The organism is Micromonospora sp. NPDC003197, assembly GCF_053590565.1.
Genome location: NZ_JBSFTE010000038.1, coordinates 22,635 through 35,681, shown reverse-complemented (window position 1 = coordinate 35,681; position 13,047 = coordinate 22,635). Strand labels below are relative to the sequence as shown.

15 protein-coding genes and 3 tRNA genes are annotated in these 13,047 nt (G+C 69.0%); 6 read left to right on the top strand and 12 right to left on the bottom strand.

What is annotated here, in order from left to right:
- Nucleotides 1–284 precede the first annotated feature (284 nt).
- Nucleotides 285–1,370 carry a Glu/Leu/Phe/Val family dehydrogenase gene (locus tag ACWDV4_RS28690; RefSeq protein WP_449985032.1) on the bottom strand — a complete coding sequence of 362 codons (1,086 nt, stop codon included), beginning with the start codon at nucleotides 1,368–1,370 and terminating at the stop codon, nucleotides 285–287.
- Between the two features lie 253 nt (nucleotides 1,371–1,623).
- Between ACWDV4_RS28690 and ACWDV4_RS28685 the strand changes: the two genes are divergently transcribed.
- On the top strand, nucleotides 1,624–2,463 hold the full coding sequence (locus tag ACWDV4_RS28685) for a hypothetical protein (protein WP_449985029.1): 840 nt from the start codon (nucleotides 1,624–1,626) through the stop codon (nucleotides 2,461–2,463).
- A gap of 362 nt (nucleotides 2,464–2,825) precedes the next feature.
- On the top strand, nucleotides 2,826–3,035 hold the full coding sequence (locus ACWDV4_RS28680; RefSeq protein ID WP_007073996.1) for a BldC family transcriptional regulator: 210 nt from the start codon (nucleotides 2,826–2,828) through the stop codon (nucleotides 3,033–3,035).
- A 100-nt stretch (nucleotides 3,036–3,135) separates the two neighbouring features.
- On the opposite strand, the gene ACWDV4_RS28675 is transcribed toward ACWDV4_RS28680, so the two are convergent.
- Nucleotides 3,136–3,390, bottom strand: a complete 255-nt coding sequence (locus ACWDV4_RS28675) for a hypothetical protein (protein WP_449985026.1) — start codon at nucleotides 3,388–3,390, stop codon at nucleotides 3,136–3,138.
- Nucleotides 3,391–3,535: 145 nt separating this feature from the next.
- Here ACWDV4_RS28675 and ACWDV4_RS28670 point away from each other — a divergent pair, with 145 nt between their 5' ends.
- Both ACWDV4_RS28670 and ACWDV4_RS28665 read left to right on the top strand, forming a co-directional pair.
- Nucleotides 3,536–4,393 carry a 3-hydroxyacyl-CoA dehydrogenase family protein gene (locus ACWDV4_RS28670; RefSeq protein WP_449985024.1) on the top strand — a complete coding sequence of 286 codons (858 nt, stop codon included), beginning with the start codon at nucleotides 3,536–3,538 and terminating at the stop codon, nucleotides 4,391–4,393.
- The gene (locus ACWDV4_RS28665; protein ID WP_449985022.1) at nucleotides 4,390–5,127 is read left to right on the top strand and encodes an enoyl-CoA hydratase/isomerase family protein; all 738 of its coding nucleotides are present in this window, start codon (nucleotides 4,390–4,392) and stop codon (nucleotides 5,125–5,127) included. Before ACWDV4_RS28670 ends, ACWDV4_RS28665 begins: the two co-directional genes overlap by 4 nt.
- 75 nt (nucleotides 5,128–5,202) lie before the next feature.
- Here ACWDV4_RS28665 and ACWDV4_RS28660 read toward each other — a convergent pair whose 3' ends face one another.
- Complete coding sequence (locus ACWDV4_RS28660; RefSeq protein WP_449985020.1) at nucleotides 5,203–5,763, bottom strand: hypothetical protein; 561 nt, start codon at nucleotides 5,761–5,763, stop codon at nucleotides 5,203–5,205.
- A gap of 204 nt (nucleotides 5,764–5,967) precedes the next feature.
- Between ACWDV4_RS28660 and ACWDV4_RS28655 the strand changes: the two genes are divergently transcribed.
- Nucleotides 5,968–6,357, top strand: a complete 390-nt coding sequence (locus ACWDV4_RS28655; protein ID WP_449985019.1) for a hypothetical protein — start codon at nucleotides 5,968–5,970, stop codon at nucleotides 6,355–6,357.
- Between the two features lie 118 nt (nucleotides 6,358–6,475).
- Nucleotides 6,476–7,204 (top strand): DUF2786 domain-containing protein, encoded by a 729-nt coding sequence (locus ACWDV4_RS28650; RefSeq protein WP_449985016.1) that lies wholly within the window; start codon nucleotides 6,476–6,478, stop codon nucleotides 7,202–7,204.
- Here ACWDV4_RS28650 and ACWDV4_RS28645 read toward each other — a convergent pair.
- From ACWDV4_RS28645 to crtI, 9 genes are all read right to left on the bottom strand, one after another.
- The gene (locus ACWDV4_RS28645; RefSeq protein ID WP_449985013.1) at nucleotides 7,176–7,694 is read right to left on the bottom strand and encodes an SRPBCC family protein; all 519 of its coding nucleotides are present in this window, start codon (nucleotides 7,692–7,694) and stop codon (nucleotides 7,176–7,178) included. The two genes, ACWDV4_RS28650 and ACWDV4_RS28645, sit on opposite strands and share 29 nt — an antisense overlap.
- Before the next feature lie 147 nt (nucleotides 7,695–7,841).
- On the bottom strand, nucleotides 7,842–8,126 hold the full coding sequence (locus tag ACWDV4_RS28640; RefSeq protein ID WP_449985011.1) for a hypothetical protein: 285 nt from the start codon (nucleotides 8,124–8,126) through the stop codon (nucleotides 7,842–7,844).
- Nucleotides 8,127–8,373: 247 nt separating this feature from the next.
- Nucleotides 8,374–8,447, bottom strand: a tRNA-Phe gene (locus ACWDV4_RS28635).
- A 110-nt stretch (nucleotides 8,448–8,557) separates the two neighbouring features.
- Nucleotides 8,558–8,631, bottom strand: a tRNA-Asp gene (locus ACWDV4_RS28630).
- Between the two features lie 26 nt (nucleotides 8,632–8,657).
- Nucleotides 8,658–8,730, bottom strand: a tRNA-Glu gene (locus tag ACWDV4_RS28625).
- Between the two features lie 163 nt (nucleotides 8,731–8,893).
- The gene (locus ACWDV4_RS28620) at nucleotides 8,894–9,727 is read right to left on the bottom strand and encodes a polysaccharide deacetylase family protein (protein WP_449985008.1); all 834 of its coding nucleotides are present in this window, start codon (nucleotides 9,725–9,727) and stop codon (nucleotides 8,894–8,896) included.
- 90 nt (nucleotides 9,728–9,817) lie between these two features.
- Nucleotides 9,818–10,798, bottom strand: coding sequence for a MerR family transcriptional regulator (locus ACWDV4_RS28615; RefSeq protein ID WP_449985007.1), 981 nt, complete (start codon nucleotides 10,796–10,798; stop codon nucleotides 9,818–9,820).
- Nucleotides 10,788–11,351, bottom strand: coding sequence for an isopentenyl-diphosphate Delta-isomerase (gene idi / locus ACWDV4_RS28610; RefSeq protein ID WP_449985003.1), 564 nt, complete (start codon nucleotides 11,349–11,351; stop codon nucleotides 10,788–10,790). The genes ACWDV4_RS28615 and idi overlap by 11 nt, the downstream gene beginning before the upstream one ends.
- Complete coding sequence (crtI, locus tag ACWDV4_RS28605) at nucleotides 11,348–12,919, bottom strand: phytoene desaturase family protein (protein ID WP_449985001.1); 1,572 nt, start codon at nucleotides 12,917–12,919, stop codon at nucleotides 11,348–11,350. The genes idi and crtI overlap by 4 nt, the downstream gene beginning before the upstream one ends.
- Nucleotides 12,920–13,047 lie beyond the last annotated feature (128 nt).

Here is a 13,047-nt window from a genome sequence, read left to right as displayed (position 1 = left end):
TAGCCTGGTCGTGACGGGCCGGGGCGACTTCTCTTGCCGGCCAATTCGTCCCGCTTTGCGGATCGATCCTCGCTGACGTTACTTCCCGGCGATCCACTGGCCAAACCAGCGATCCTTCGGGCAAATCAGTGACTCGGGGGCGAAACAATAAACCCACTGGCCAAATCGGGTGAAACGGTCAGGTGAGGGCGGTGGGGCGGCCCGGACCCGACAAGTCCTCGACCGCCCCGTGATTCGCAACCGGGGATGCCCGTCAGTGGGCGACCCGACGCAGCGGGCCGAGATCAGCCCAGACGGATCGTCCGGAGCCGGCCGACCTCGGCCATCCGTAGTTCGGCGAGCCGGTCGGCGGCCACCGCCGGCGGTACGCCCTCGGCGTCGGCCAGCCGCAGGATGCGTTGCGTGGTTTGGAAGATCCCGGTCGCCCGGAGCTTGGCCCGCTCGAAGTTGAACCCCTCGATCTCGTCCGCGACCTGGATCACGCCCCCGGCGTTCACCACGTAGTCCGGTGCGTAGAGGATGCCCCGATCGGCCAGCATCTTCTCGATTCCCGGGTGGGCGAGCTGGTTGTTGGCCGCACCAGCAACAACCCGGGCCCGGAGCACCGGGACCGTCTCGTCGTTGAGCGCACCGCCGAGCGCGCATGGGGCGTACACGTCGATGTCCGACTTGATGAGCGCGTCGGTGTCCGGGACCAGATCCACCTGGGGGTAGGTCTCCCGGGCCCAGGCCAGGGCCTGCTCGTTCACATCGGTGGCGACGACCGACGCGCCGTCCTCGATCAGGTGGCCGGTCAGGTACCTGCCGACCTTGCCCAGGCCGGCGACACCGACCCGGCGGCCGGCCAGGCTGGGCGTACCCCAGGTGTGCTCGGCAGCGGCCCGCATGCCCTGGAACACGCCCCAGGCGGTGAGGATGGACGAGTCTCCCGCGCCGCCGTGCTGCACGCTGCGGCCGGTGACGTAGCGGGTCTCCCGGGCGATGTGGTCCATGTCGGCGACGTAGGTGCCGACGTCGCAGGCGGTGTAGTAGCGCCCACCGAGCGATTCGACGAAGCGGCCGTACGCACGCAGCAGGGGCTCGGACTTGATCTGCTCCGGGTCACCCCAGATGACCGCCTTGCCGCCGCCGAGGTCGAGGCCGGCGAGAGCGTTCTTGTACGCCATCCCGCGCGACAGATCGAGTACGTCGTGCAGGGCCTCTTCCTCGGTCGCGTACGGGTAGAACCGGGTGCCGCCGAGGGCGGGACCCAGCGCCGTCGAGTAGATCGCGATGATCGCCTTGAGACCGGTCTGCTTGTCCTGGCAGAAGATGACCTGCTCGTGTCCGGTCGCTTCCCGGTCGTCGGTGCTGTTGGCGAATACGCCCATTGTTGCTCCTGGTGGCGGGGGCACCCTTTTGGGATGCGAACCTGCGGTGGCCGGCGGGGTGACGCCGGTGATGGTGAGCCTAATATCGCTCGCTACCACTGATGGTCCTGCGCCCGACCGCTTCCGTCCCGCCTGCCGGACGGCACGGGTACGCAGACACCGGACAGCGTGGGCACCGGACGGCGCGGGTACGCGGATACCGGACAGCGCGGGTACGGGGAAGCGAGCTTGCGTTTCGTGGGAGGATCGCGCCGTGCCGTCACTCTTCGCTTCGTACCTGCGGGTGTACGAGCCGCTGGCCGCGTTCGACCGCGACCGGCAGACCTTCTGGCGTCGATACGTCCGGGAAGGGCGGGCGGTCGCCCCGACGGAGGGACCGGGCCGGCAGCGGACCGCGGTGATCGAGGCGCTGGGCGCGGGCTGGTCCCGCCTGCCGGAGCTGCCGGACGAGGCGTACGTCCTGGAGACCGACGACACGGTGCTGATCTGCCCGTGGAATCTCCGGATCCGGGTGGCCGAGGCGGCGTTGAACGCCCGGGACGGGGTGCCGGCGGTGCTGGCTGATGCCTTCGTGCCGCCGGTGCTCGCCGGGCAGGCCAAGGCGGTGGTGGAGGACTGGCGCAGCGGGGCCCGGGTGCTCGAACAGGGGGTGCCTCGGGTGCACGAGCAGATCGCGACCTGGGGCGTACCGCTGCGTTGGTTCGTTTTCGTCGATGCTGGGGAGCGGGAGTTGACCACCCGGCCGGAGCGGCGGGTGCTGCGCTACCGCACCGAGATCTCCAAGGCTCGGCGGCGTGCCTCGCGGGGACTGTCGGTGTTGCGTAAGACGGTGGGGAACGCGCCGATCACCGAGGCGGTTGAGGAGGCGGCCCGCTGGTTGGAGGAGTTCCATCCCCGCTCGGTGGTGGAACTCGACTACGGCGGGTTGGTCGACCTGTTGTCGGACGAGTCACTGGCGGCGGACGATTCGCCGGGTCTGGTGGCGGCCGGGTTGGCGGGGCTGTCTCGAGGGGACGCGGAGGCGGCCTCCGAGGCGTACGAGAACCTCGTCGCGCGCTGGCGGGCGGTGCAGTTGCTGGAACGCTCCAACTGATCATGGTGCTGGCCGGTCGGGTGTTGGCCCGGTCGGCCGCCTAGGGGTAGCTGAATCCGCTGGTTGGAGGCGTTGGGAGCGCGTCCGGGAAGGGGTGCGCCCGGGGTGTCGACAGGGCGATGAAAACGTTTCCAAGGTGAAGTCTGCTCGTAGCTAGTGAGTCACGAAGCGTGAGTATGAGTCCGAATAAGCCGGTTTCTGCTATATAAAAGCCGTATAAATCGGGCATGGTTCATCCGTCCATCCAGGGACGTTCGGCCGTTCGGCCCATGTCGGACATCGGGGACTAGCCGGACCATGGGAGACGCGTCGGCCGGCGGGACCCCGGCCGATGTCTATAGGTACATGTGGAGGAGTGACCGATGGCATCGCGAACGCACGAACCAGAGCCGCTACTTACCCCGGCCGAGGTCGCGTCGATGTTCCGTGTCGACCCGAAAACCGTGACCCGGTGGGCGAAGGCGGGCAAGCTCAGCGCAATCCGGACGTTGGGTGGCCATCGCCGCTACCGCGAGTCGGAAGTACGCGCTCTGCTGCAGGGGCAGATCCCCCAGCAGCGTCAGGGCGACTGACCAGTATTCGCACGTCCGGCCTGACACAGGGGCGGAGGAGGTACGCAAAGGTGCCCCCGCCGCCCCTGACTCGTGTCTTGGATCAGGCGGTCGTCTTGGATCAGGCGGTCGGTGGGTGGCCACCGTCGCCGTCGACCACCTCGTCCGGCGTACCGTCCTCGTCCAGGTCGACCATGGTGATGTCCACCTTGCCGTCACCGTCGGTGTCGAACTGGAAGAGGTCGGCCTTACCGTCGGCATCGGTGTCGACCACCCACACGTCGGTCTGACCGTCGTTGTTGGCGTCCGCCGCCAGCAACTCGACCCGGTCCTCGCCGCGCGTCTCGATGATCTCGGTCTCCGGTGAATCGCTCACGTAACTCTTCCCTTCCTCGGGTGAAGCCCGCTGGTAGCCCGGTACCCGTCCGTGGCGGCACGGGAAACCCCCTCTCGTGGGGGGAACACAACACCGGGTGGACCCATGCAAGCAGCCGGCGACAACGCCGCATATGGTCGCCCCCATGAGCGAGCGGTTTGTGGTCATCGGAGCAGGCACGATGGGGCTCGGCATCGCCTACTCGGCAGCCGGCGCGGGCTACGCCGTGGACCTGGTCGAAGTCGACGCCGGACGAGCCGAAGCAGCGATCGAGGCCCTGGGGCGACTCTGGGACCGGGCCGTCGAACGCAGCAAACTGACCGAAGAGGACGCGGCGGCGAGCCGGCAGCGGCTGACCATCCGCCGGGACCTGAGCGAGGTCGCCGAAGGGCCCGACGTGATCGTCGAGGCGGTGCCCGAACGGGCCGATCTCAAGCGGACGGTGCTTGCCGCCGCCGAGGCCCGGCAACCGGCGCTGCTCGCCAGCAACACCTCCAGCCTGCCGATCGGCGGTCTGGCCGGCGGGCTGGCCCACCCGCAACGCTTCCTCGGCCTGCACTTCTTCAACCCGGTCTGGGCGATGCCGCTACTGGAGATCGTGGTCGGGCCGGACACCGCCGAGGAGACCACCGCAGCGGCGGTCGCGCTCGCCGGCCGGCTGGGCAAGGACCCCATCGTCGTACGGGACATGCCCGGCTTCGCCACCTCCCGCCTCGGCGTGACGCTCGGCCTGGAGGCGATCCGGATGGTCGCCGACGGGGTGGCCAGCCCGGCCGACATCGACAAGGCGATGGTGCTTGGCTACCGGCACCCGGTCGGCCCGTTGGAACTCACCGACCTGGTCGGACTCGAAGTACGGCTGGACATCGCCCGAGCGTTGCAGGAGGCGTACGGGGACCGGTTCGCGCCACCGCCGCTACTGGAGTCGATGGTCGCCGAAGGACGGTTGGGCAAGAAGTCGGGCCACGGCTTCTACCGCTGGGAAGGTGGAGTGAAGCAGTGAGTCTGCGGATCGAGGAGCTGCCCGACCGGCTGGTGGTGACCCTGGACCGGCCGGAGAAGCGCAATGCCGTCGACGCCGACCTGGTGGCCGCCCTGCACGAGGTGTGCGCTCGATTGGAGCAGGAACCTCGGCTGTTGCTGCTGACCGGTGGCACGGACGGGATCTTCGCGGCCGGCGCGGACATCGGGCAACTGCGGGAACGGGGCCGGCTTGACGCGCTCGCCGCGATCAACTCGGCGCTCTTCGGGCGGATCCGGGCGCTGCCGATGCCCACCGTAGCCGCGATCGACGGGCCGGCGCTCGGCGGTGGTGCGGAGCTGTCGTACGCCTGCGATCTGCGGGTGTGTACGACGCGGGCGTTCTTCGGCCAGCCGGAGGTACGGCTGGGCATCATCGCCGGAGCCGGCGCGACCCATCGGTTACCCGCACTGGTCGGCGAGGCGCGGGCCAAGGAGCTGCTGTTCACCGGCCGGCGGGTCGATTCGGCCGAGGCGTTGCGGATCGGGCTGGTCAACCGGGTGGTCGACGAGCCGGGCGAGTTGCTGGGCGCGGCGCACCAGCTGCTGGATGAGATCGCGAAGGGCTCCGCGCTGGCCCTGCGGTTGACCAAGCTCGCGGTGGACGCCCCGGCGGCCGCACACCCACACCTCGACCTGGTCAGTCAGGCCGTTCTCTTCGAGGACGAGGAGAAGCGGCGGCGGATGACGGAGTTCCTCGACCGGAAGAAGAAGTGACCACTGCGGCCAGTCGCCGGTGTGCGGCGGTCGGTTGACTCGACCACCGCACACCGGCGCCCCCGTTACTACAGATCAGGCCGCGGCGTACGGGTTGCTGTCCGGGTCGGAGTAGGTAACCTCGTCCGGCACTCCGTCGTAGTTGGTGTCCCGGATCAACTTGTCGGTTCGCCCGTCCTCGTCCAGGTCGATGCGGGTGTAGTCCGGTTTGCCGTCGTGATTGGTGTCCCGGATCCAGGTGTCGGTCTTACCGTCGTGATCGGTGTCGGCGGAGATCGAGTCGATCCGACCATCGTTGTTGTGGTCGTACCCGTAGGTGTCGATCTTGCCGTCGGCGTTGGTGTCGATCTCCATTCGGTCGACCCGGCCGTCGTCGTCGTAGTCCTTGAGGATCGTGTCCATCCGACCGTCGTGGTCACTGTCGATGTAGACGACGTCGGCGACGCCGTCGCTGTCCTCGTCGTGCCGCGTCTCGTCGGCCCGGCCGTCGCCGTTGCTGTCGACGATCATGTCCGTCGACCCGTCCAGGTTGTGGACGGTGATCGTGTGCGGATCGGTGTGTGGATCGGGGCTTTCCTGGTCGTCGACCGGGTCCACGTCCTCGGTTAGGCTGGGGTCGGAGTAATCGTCGCTCATGTCCAAGCACCTTCCCGGTTCGCTGTCTGCCTACGACCGTACGGCCTACGACGCCAGCGGAGATCCCGGAAACGTGCCACCCCTGGGATGCCTGGTTTCGCGGGGTCCCGGGTTTCCCGGGTTTCCCGGGTTCGCCGGCTTCTGGCGCTCAGGTTTCCCGGGTTCGCCGGACGGAACTTGACCTGGCGGCATACCCTTCCGCACGTGACGGACGTACCGCAGGAGACCCTCGCCGACGCCACCGCGGTGCTGCATTCGGCGTTGGCCGGCGACAGTGACGCCGTGGTCGGCACGTTCGACGCCGTGGTCGACCGGTCGGGTGTGGCCGGAGCCTACGACGTGGCCTGGTGCCTGGCGGCCACCATGGTCGGTGACCGGGTGCCGGTGGGAGCCTGGACTCTGGACTTCCCCGACATCGACGAGGCGGCGTACGACGCCCGTTGGGTGGCCCGGTTCGTCAGCGCGTACGTCAACCGGGACATCGACACCGGGGAAGCTCTGTTTGGGGCGGCACTGGCCGACGGGCAGCTGCCCGACTGCCTGCTCACCCTGGCTGGGTCCGCCGTCGCGACCCTCCGCCACCGGGCCAGCTGACGACCCTGCGTTGCACAGCCGACCGACGACCTGCTGGGCCGGCTGGCGACCTGCTGGGCCGGCTGGCGGGCTTCCCCGGTGGCTGGTGGCGGTTGCCAGACGTGATAGCTGTGGTGGCATGTCCGACGCGATGCTGAGCAAGGTACGCAAGCTGTTGGCCAAGGCGGAGGACCCGGCATGCACCGCGGCGGAGGCAGCAGCATTCACCGCCAAGGCAGCCGAGTTGATCGCCCGGTACGGCGTCGACCGCGCCCTGCTCGCTGCCCGTGAGCCCGCCACTGACCCGGTCTGCGACCGGACTGTGGACGTGATCGCCCCATACGCGCTGGACAAGGCTGGGCTGCTTGCCACCGTTGCCGACGCGCTGCGGTGCCGTGTGGTGCGTCGACGGCTTGGCAGCGGCTACGCCATGCACCTGTTCGGCTTCGCCAGCGACCTCGAACGGGTCGAGTTGCTCTTCACCTCGCTACTGGTGCAGGCCGCCCACGGACTGGCTGCTGCCGAAGTGCCGCCCGGGGAGCACCCAGCTGCGTTCCGCCGATCATGGTTGGCCGGCTTCGCCGGTGCGGTGGGTGGCCGACTTCGGGAGGCCGAGTCGGCCGCGACCCGGTCGTCGGGGCCATCTACCGCGTTGGTGCTCGCAAACCGCTCGGTACGTGTCGACCGCCGGCTGGTCGAAACCTATCCCCGGGTACGAACGGCCGGTGCTCGCCGCTTGATCGGTGGTGGCCTGGCCCAGGGGGCGGATGCCGGCCGCCGGGCCGATCTCGGGGGCACCCATCTGGGAACGGCGTCGCCGAATGCGGTGACCTTTCCAGCTAGCGGTGCGGGCCGGGTTCGACCGTGAGCGCGTAACGGGACAGCAGCTCGCGCCAACCGGCCGTGAGTGCCTGTCGATAGCCCTCGGCGGCTTCGCCGTGTCGGTCGAAGTGCCGGTGATCCACCACTACCCGGGTCCGATCTCCCTCGTCTGGAGCGAACGTGCATTCGACCTCGCTGGCCCCAGTCGGGTCTGGCAGCGGGGCGCGGTCCGGGCCGATCTGCCAGGCGAGAACCATGCGGTACGGCGGCTGCCACGCCAGCACCCGTCCCCAGTCGCAGCGGAAGCCGTGCGGGCCGATCTCGTACGCCAAGCCCCCGTCTCGTGGCTCGATGCCGATCTCGGCCAGGGCGTCGGGGCCGGACCAGGTGTACTCCTTCACCCACCAGTCGGCCAGGCCCTCGGTGAACACGGAGAATGCCCGCTCAAGCGGCGCGGACACGTACAGAGTGCTGCGGAGGGAGTACGTCGACACGTCCTGCTGGATGCCGTCCAGGTTGCTGGTTCCCTGTCCCATGGGCGGGACCCTACCGGCGGTTCAGCTACCTCGCAGCGGGAGAGATTCCCTGCTCCAGACGCAGGCCACCAGGAGTGGTTCGGGTAGGGGTCGAGCATGCAATTGGTGTCATGCCTCGGGCCAGGGCTCCAACTCGTGAAGGCTGTCTTAATGCTCGGAAAGGGCCAGGGTCGCTCCGGCAACTCCTAAACGGGCAAGGGTGGTCTGCACGAATTCGCGGAGGTAGGGGTACATGACTCGGTAGCTATAGGTCTGCCCAAGGGCGAGCGCGCGATCATGGTCCGGTTCGAGCAACGATTCAGCTTTGAAGTGGACAACTATGGACGCCTCAACGATGGCGGCAGCGTCGGCACCATCCTCGTCGCCGCCAATGGATACCTTGGCGTCGTGTTGGAAGGTGAGACCGTCTTCGTCGAAGCGATGTGCCAGCATCACGGTTATGTGAGCGGGCATGACTGTTCGGCGTGTCCAAGGCCCCGCCGGACCGCACCGGCTGCTGTGACCGGGACGAAGGGGTCTGGTTCAACGATCACGGGCGGTCTGCCGGGAAGCCGGGGCAACAGGGGCGACCGGGGCAGCCAGGGGCAACGTCTGTAGCGCCCAAGGACCCGGGAAATGCAGAAGCGGTGACCCGTGTTTCCGCAGGTCACCGCTTCCATAAGCCCGGCGAAAGGCTATGTGGCCAGAGGCGGGGTCGAACCGCCGACCTTCCGATTTTCAGTCGGACGCTCGTACCAACTGAGCTATCTGGCCTGGTACTTCGACTCATACTACCTGCCAGGCGGATGGGCTGCCGGTCAGGTGTGTCGAGCCGTCTACGCAGAACGCCGCGCGTTGGGTAACGCGCGGCGATCGGCGCTTTGCGGTCCTGACGGGACTTGAACCCGCGACCTCCGCCTTGACAGGGCGGCGAGCACTCCAACTGCTCCACAGGACCTTGCTCCGGCTAGGCCGGTCCGTACGTGCCCCCAACGGGATTCGAACCCGTGCTACCGCCTTGAAAGGGCGGCGTCCTAGGCCGCTAGACGATGAGGGCGGCCCCGCAATCATTGCACATCGGCAACTTCCTGCGGTTGTTGCTCCCATCCGGCCCCGCCGGAGGCTTCGAAAGCATACGTGATCGCGGGACGCGGCACCAAATCGGTATTCCGTCGGGCCGACCTCCACGGCAAATCAGCAGCTCAGAAGCACTTCAGGCGCTACAGCCGTCGGATGCCGTACCGCTTGCGCAGGGTGGAGAGGATCTGCGGGCAGGCGGCCACGGTGTTGGCGCGATCGCCGCCGCCGTCGTGTAGCAGCACGATCGACCCGGCTTGGGCCTGACGGAGCACTCGGCTCTGGATGGTCGCTGCGTCTGGTTTGTCCCAGTCTCGGGGGTCCACGTCCCAGTGCAGAGGAACCATGCCCAGCGACCGAGAGATCTTCGTCACCGCTGGCGTCCACTTACCGCCCGGCTGGCGGTAGTAGCCGACCTTGGCACCCGGTACGGCTCGAACGATTTCCCGGTTTGTCCGCTCCAGATCTGCCCGGATGTCCGCCTCGGGCTTCTTGCCCAGTTCGAGGTCGTGCTGCCAGCTGTGGTTGCACAGCGAGTGGCCCTCCCGCACGATCCGGGCAACGAGGTCGGGATGCTGGCGGACCTTCGTGCCGACCAGACAGAAGGTTGCCTGAACCTTGGCCTCGCGGAGTTGGTCGAGCACCTTCGGGGTCCAGACCGGGTGCGGCCCGTCGTCGAAGGTGAGCGCCACTGCCTTGCTCCCGGTCAACCGACGGGTCCCGTACGGGCCGGTCTTCTTTTCGCCGTTGCCAGGTGACCGTGTCGGTGACTTGGTCGGGGCCGGCGTGGTCGGTCGGGAGGTTGGTGGCTGGGCCGGTTTGGTGGGTTCGGTCGGATCGGGCGCCGGGGCGGTGGCATCGGATGACCCAGAGGCATCCGGTGCCGGATGGGCGCTCGTGCGGTCGCCGTCGGCGCAGCCGCCGAGGAGCAGGATGGAGAGGGCCAAGAGAGCCGCCGGAGCGGCACGTCTGGACATCGGTCGACTCCCGAGGGGGCATCGGGCAGGGGCCAACACACGCTAGTCCAGCCGAACGAACCTCGCGTTCCCGCACCCGATCGACCCCGGCTATCGCCCCGGCTGGCCTGGTACGCCCCGAACCAGTGCGACCGCACCGTCGAGGCTGGTGGGGTGAATCACCTCGCCCGGCAGGTCCGCCAACCGCCAACCCGGCCCGGCGGCTGCCACCAGCAGCGGTCGCCGGGGACTCGCCAGCAGCGCCGCGAGTTGGCCAGGATCGGCAGTAGCCGGGGCATGTGACCAGATGACGACGGCGACCGGTCCGGTTCGGTTGACCGCCTCGACCAGGGCCGGCGTCGGCACCCGGGCACCGAGCAGCCGGCAGGGAACACCGATCTCGGCCAGCGCCGCTGCCAGCGCCTCCAGTGGCAGGGAGTGCTGCTCCTCATCGGCGCAGGCCAGCAGGATTCGGGGTGGTTCCGCGCTGGCGGGCGAGCGGTCCACCACGGCGAGCGCTTCCGATACACACCGGGAGACGAGATGTTCCACCTCGATCAGGCCGGTGGTGGCGGCGTGCCGTTCGCCGATGCCGACCAGCACCGGGCAGATCATGTCGTTCCAGGTGGCGATCACGCCTTTGCTGGCGATCGCCCGGGTGACGCTTTCGCGTAGGCCCACCGCGTCCAGCCGCAGCGCCGCGCGGGCCAGCCCTCGGGCTGCCGGCCCGGCCCGCCCCACCGGAATGGCCCGGCCGCCACCCGCCCGGACCGGCTCAGCCTGGTGCGGTTCGGCCTGGTGCGGTTCACCCCGGACCGGTTCCGGTTGAGGTGCCGTTGCCGCCGGCTGCTGACCGCGTACGTCTGGCGTCTGCCGCGCCCAGCGGGCCGCCTCGGCTGGGGGCACGCCGTCGGCGGTGAGCCGACGCATGATCTCCAGTCGAGCGAGATCGGCGGGTGTGTAGCGCCGATGCTGGCCAGCGACGTGCCGGCTCGGACCCAACCCGTACCGCTGGTGCCAGGTGCGGAGCGTGGTGACGGCCACCCCCAGCCGGCGGGCGACCATGCCCGCGCTCAGGGCGTCATCGCCCACCCGACCGCCCCGACAGGTCATCGGCGAGGAGTAGTTGCTGGAGTACGCCTCCGAGCCAGGGGGAGTAGCGCAGTGGCTCGGCGGCCAGCGCGGTGACGAGCTCCGCCGGCTCGACCCATCGCAGGTCGGCCACCTCGGCCGGGTCCGGACGCAGCTCGACGTCGGGGCTCAGCTCGCCCCGCAACACATGGTCGTACTCGTGCTCGACCCGGCCGGTGGCGGGGTCCTCGGCGCGATAGACGTACGTGCCGATCTCGGTGAGCGGGATCGGATCGATGCCCAGTTCCTCACCCAGTCGGTGGTTGGCGGCTGCCTCGCGGGACTGGCCCGGGGTGGGATGGCCGCAGCAGGAGTTGGCCCAGCGCAACGGGAACCGGGTCTTGACCGGTGCGCGCTGTTGCAGCAGCACCCGGCCGTCCGGGGCGACCAGCAGTACGGAGAAGGCGCGATGTAGCCGCCCCGGGGCCTGGTGCGCCTCGGCCACGGTGGTCTCGCCGACCGGCTGGCCGGTGTCGCTGACCAGTTCCACAAGGTGTGTCTCCCGGGACGTCAACGCGCACCTCCGGTCACCCGGGCGGCAGCGAGCTTCCCGGAAATCAGCACCATGGGTACGCCCACCCCTGGTTGCGTACCCGATCCGACAAATACCACATTGGACAGTGTGCGGTGCAGGTTGTTCGGGCGGAACGGCCCGGTCTGAAAGAGGTTGTGCGCGGCGGCGAACGGCGTACCGGCGGCCATCCCAGCGTCCGCCCAGTCGGCCGGGGTCACCATCCGGGCCACCTCCACACCGTCGGCGAACCCGACGTAGCCTCGGCGTTCCAGCGTGTCCATCAGCTCGTCGGCGTACCGCCAGGCCAGGTCGCCCCGCCAGTCGAGGTCCGCCCGGTCGAGGTTGGGTACCGGCGCGAGTACGTAGTAGGTGTGCCGCCCGGCCGGGGCTACCGACGGATCGGTCCGGCTGGGGTTGGTGACCAGCAGTGACGGGTCGGACATCAGTTTGCCCTGTTTGATGACCTCGTCGAAGGTGCCCTTCCAAGCCCGGCCAAAGTGGATGTTGTGATGGCCGATCTTCTCGTACCCCTGGCGGGAGCCGACGTGCAGCACCACGCAGGACGGCGAGTAGCGCAGCCGGCGTTGCCGGCTCGGCGGCAGTAGTTGCTGGTACGCCACCGGCAGGTCGGGGTTGAGTACCACCACGTCGGCGGGGATCCGCTCGCCGTCGGCGGTGTGTACGGCGGTGGCCCGGCCGGCCGAGGTCTCCACCCGGGTGACCGTCGTGTCGTACCGGATCTGCACCCCGTGCTTCTCGGCCGCGCCGGCCAGCGCCCGGGAGACCGCGTGCATGCCGCCGCGCGGGAAGTAGACCCCGGCGACCGAGTCGAGGTAGGCGATGACGGTGTAGATGGCCAGCGCGTCGTGTGGTGACATGCCCGCGTACATGGCCTGGAAGGAGAAGATCCGTCGGGTACGGGGATCGGTGAAGAACTGGTCGACCTTGGTCTGTAGTCGGCGGAAGGCGCCGGCCGCGACCAGCCGCAGCAGGTTGGCAGTGAGCAGGTCGGTGGGGGCGTCCAGGTTGCGCTCGATGAAGTCCTGGCGTTCCAGTTGCCAGAGTCGCCGGGTGTATTCGACGAATCGCAGGTAGCCGTCGGCCTCGCGAGGACCGCAGACCCGGGAGACCTCGGCGGCCATCCGGGCGCTGTCGGCGATCACGTCCAGGGTCGACCCGTCCGGGTAGTGCGCCCGGTAGGCCGGGTCGAGCGGGCTCAGCTCCACCCAGTCGGAGAGTTCCTCGCCGACCGCAGCCAACGCCTCGGCAATCAGGTCGGGCATGGTCAGCACAGTCGGCCCGGTGTCGAACTCGTACCGTTCGGCCTCGGCCTCGGCAGCGTCGGGGCCGGCCGGAGTGGCGAGGCCAGCGCCGAGTGCGCTGGAGCCGAGTGTGTCGCTGCCGGAAGCGGTGAGACTGAGTCGTCCGGCCCGACCGCCAGGCACCGGTTCACGTTCCAGGATGGTGACCTGCCGCCCGCTACCGGCCAGATGTAGCGCGCAGGCCAGCCCGCCCAGCCCCGCACCGACGATCACCACCTGATCGGTGCGTCCGTTCACGGTTCGCACGCGATCACCTCCTCAGCACCCGCACATCATGCCTGCCGCCGAGTCGATCCGTCACCGGTTACCGAAGTGGCGGACCGTGCCGGGCGAGTCGTTGGCGTACCGGGCGAGCGTACCCTAGGCTTACAAGT

Bases quoted from the DNA above. Each gene is read 5' to 3' on its own strand.
- ACWDV4_RS28670 (WP_449985024.1), top strand. From the start codon at position 3,536: ATGAGCGAGCGGTTTGTGGTCATCGGAGCAGGCACGATGGGGCTCGGC.
- ACWDV4_RS28645 (WP_449985013.1), bottom strand. From the start codon at position 7,694: ATGGGACAGGGAACCAGCAACCTGGACGGCATCCAGCAGGACGTGTCG.
- ACWDV4_RS28680 (WP_007073996.1), top strand. From the start codon at position 2,826: ATGGCATCGCGAACGCACGAACCAGAGCCGCTACTTACCCCGGCCGAG.
- ACWDV4_RS28650 (WP_449985016.1), top strand. From the start codon at position 6,476: ATGTCCGACGCGATGCTGAGCAAGGTACGCAAGCTGTTGGCCAAGGCG.
- ACWDV4_RS28690 (WP_449985032.1), bottom strand. From the start codon at position 1,370: ATGGGCGTATTCGCCAACAGCACCGACGACCGGGAAGCGACCGGACAC.
- ACWDV4_RS28620 (WP_449985008.1), bottom strand. From the start codon at position 9,727: ATGTCCAGACGTGCCGCTCCGGCGGCTCTCTTGGCCCTCTCCATCCTG.
- ACWDV4_RS28640 (WP_449985011.1), bottom strand. From the start codon at position 8,126: ATGCTGGCACATCGCTTCGACGAAGACGGTCTCACCTTCCAACACGAC.
- ACWDV4_RS28660 (WP_449985020.1), bottom strand. From the start codon at position 5,763: ATGAGCGACGATTACTCCGACCCCAGCCTAACCGAGGACGTGGACCCG.